Source organism: Acinetobacter sp. 1130196 (assembly GCF_000588095.1).
Lineage (GTDB): Bacteria > Pseudomonadota > Gammaproteobacteria > Pseudomonadales > Moraxellaceae > Acinetobacter > Acinetobacter nosocomialis.
The window spans coordinates 1-1,428 of the sequence record NZ_JFWX01000119.1 but is presented as its reverse complement, the minus strand read 5'-3'; the positions used below and the strand labels follow the sequence as shown (position 1 = coordinate 1,428).

The 1,428-nt window shown below is 38.4% G+C and carries 3 protein-coding genes and 1 pseudogene; all 4 read left to right on the top strand.

The window, feature by feature from the left end:
• The first annotated feature begins 21 nt into the window (after nt 1-21).
• The gene (locus J671_RS24745; protein WP_031983373.1) at nt 22-348 is read left to right on the top strand and encodes a hypothetical protein; all 327 of its coding nucleotides are present in this window, start codon (nt 22-24) and stop codon (nt 346-348) included.
• A gap of 109 nt (nt 349-457) precedes the next feature.
• On the top strand, nt 458-631 hold the full coding sequence (locus J671_RS26050; protein WP_002051595.1) for a hypothetical protein: 174 nt from the start codon (nt 458-460) through the stop codon (nt 629-631).
• Between the two features lie 123 nt (nt 632-754).
• On the top strand, nt 755-1,096 hold the full coding sequence (locus J671_RS24740) for a phage tail protein (RefSeq protein WP_031983783.1): 342 nt from the start codon (nt 755-757) through the stop codon (nt 1,094-1,096).
• Nucleotides 1,097-1,149: 53 nt separating this feature from the next.
• Nucleotides 1,150-1,428, top strand: a pseudogene (locus J671_RS24735) (hypothetical protein); the annotation flags it as partial.

Below are 1,428 nucleotides of genomic sequence, written 5' to 3'. Positions count from 1 at the left end.
TTTGTTTTATAAGGAGGAAATATGAAAGCAATTCAATTTAAGAAAACAGGCCAATACACCGGTAATCATGATGAAGTAACACGTTTACTGGGCGGCACAGTAACCTATGTTGGTCAACGTGGAAGAGAGGCAAATAAGACTTATGAACGAGATGGGGAAACTTTCCCTATCCAATTCGATGATTGGCTTGTAGATATTGAAGGTGTGGTTCTTGTTTTGAGCGAGAAGCAATATCAAGCGCTTAATTCAGTAGCTTATAAACCTATAGGTTTGGGTGAAGCAATTGGTCGGCATGTCAATGAGTACTTAAGTCAACAACAGCGACAAGGCGGTTTATTATCAAAGTAACCCACTCGAATGAGTGGGTTTTTTAATTCCAAAACAAAACCCCGAGAGTTCACAGCTCTTGGGGTTTTTGTTTCCAACCCACAAACCAGACTTGAGGATCAGAACATAGATGAATTTTAACCTAAATGTACAGGTTGATAAAGTAATGAATAAACTTTCAGACAGTAAAGCATTAAGAGTATGGACTTACATTATGGTCCTTGCATTCTTAATTGGAATTTTGATCTGGCAAGCAGCGCCAATATTGACAGCAATTTCTAAGTTGATTGAGGTATTGAAATGAAAGCATGGCGCTTTGTTGCGATCCTTATCACTTTGATTATCTGTACATATCTTTGGAAAATGTAATGAAACTAAATATTTAAACCGACCCATTTAGAGGTCGGTTTTTTTATGGATTCAATTTATGAGCAACCTTAAATTCACTTTCGAATGCGACTTAGACGGAAATAGTAATACTCAGCGCTTTAATACGTTATCAAGCAAATTTGGCGATGGTTATGAACAGAATACTTCAATTGGTATTAATAACCGATCTGGTGAATGGACTTATCAAAGAACGGCTTATAAAGCCGAAATTATGCAAATCAAAGCATTCTTTGATGACCACAAAGGAGCTGACTCGTTTCTTTGGGATTCACCACTAGACGGTGAAGTCCGAGTTAAAACAGGCGAATATCAACCCCGTTGTTTAGGTGGTGATATTTGGCAAATCTCTACGACATTCACCCAAGTCTTTTATCCTTAACTTTTAATCTCTTCAAAGCCCCTTTTTAGGGGCTTTTTTATGCGAGTAAGAAAATGACCATTCAAACAGTAAATTTAGGCACTGCCCCAACGGGTGCGGGTGGCGACACATTCCGCTCTACTGGCGCAAAAATGAATGAAAACTTTACGAATAACACCCATGCAGCTAGTCGTTATGTAGGTACCGCTGCCGGGAATGTAATGGAAGTAGGTGCTTTTGGAGTTGGAAAGTCAATTCGACTGGGTAGTCAAAAATTATCAACATTGAGAGGAAATGGTAATGCCTTTTATTGGCAAAATAATGGTAATAATATTTCAAGTGCTGGAGACTAT

Bases quoted from the DNA above. Each gene is read 5' to 3' on its own strand.
- J671_RS24745 (WP_031983373.1), top strand. From the start codon at position 22: ATGAAAGCAATTCAATTTAAGAAAACAGGCCAATACACCGGTAATCAT.
- J671_RS24740 (WP_031983783.1), top strand. From the start codon at position 755: ATGAGCAACCTTAAATTCACTTTCGAATGCGACTTAGACGGAAATAGT.
- J671_RS26050 (WP_002051595.1), top strand. From the start codon at position 458: ATGAATTTTAACCTAAATGTACAGGTTGATAAAGTAATGAATAAACTT.